Source organism: Streptomyces alkaliphilus (assembly GCF_014141535.1).
Taxonomy (GTDB): domain Bacteria; phylum Actinomycetota; class Actinomycetes; order Streptomycetales; family Streptomycetaceae; genus Streptomyces; species Streptomyces alkaliphilus.
This window is the reverse complement of sequence record NZ_VKHT01001623.1, coordinates 1-611: the sequence shown is the minus strand read 5'-3', so window position 1 is coordinate 611 and position 611 is coordinate 1. Positions and strand designations below refer to the sequence as shown.

At 72.0% G+C, this 611-nt stretch carries 1 protein-coding gene; it reads left to right on the top strand.

Going from position 1 to position 611, the window contains the following annotated elements; genetic code table 11:
* Window positions 1-179: 179 nt before the first annotated feature.
* On the top strand, window positions 180-611 hold a 432-nt coding region (locus tag FNQ90_RS26005; RefSeq protein WP_323380190.1), incomplete at its 3' end, for an ABC transporter permease.

Here is a 611-nt window from a genome sequence, read left to right as displayed (position 1 = left end):
GCCGGGGTGTGGGTGGAGGACATCGGTACCCGGCGACCGGGGCTGGACGAGGCGTTCCTGCGGCTGACCGGCCGCCCGGCGGCATCCGGGGCCGTGACGGGCCCGACGGGCCCGACAACGACCGGGGGTGCGGGACGATGAGCGGAACGACGACCACACGCACAAGGACCGGCGGACCGGTGACCGCGCCGGCGCCGTTGGTCCTCCCCCGCACCCGGCTCGGTCGGCTGCGGTGGGCGCTGGGGGATGCCCGGGTGATGACCCGGCGCAATCTGGACCACGTGGTCCGCTCCCCCGAGGAGATCATCCTCTACTTCACGCTGCCGATCATGTTCGTGCTGGTCTTCGGCTACGTCTTCGGCAGTGGCATGGCGGTCACCGATCAGGGTCCCTACCGGGAGTACCTGCTGCCGGGTGTCTTCGTGATGACCATGCTCTACGGGATGGGGGCGACGGCCGGGGCGGTGGCGCAGGACGTCAATCGGGGCGTGGTGGACCGGTTCCGCTCCATGCCGGTGGCCCGTTCCGCGCTTCCGGTGGGGCGCGGCACGGCGGATCTGGTGCGGGCGCTGCTGGAGTTGGCGGTGCTGGTGGGTTGCGGGCTGCTGGTG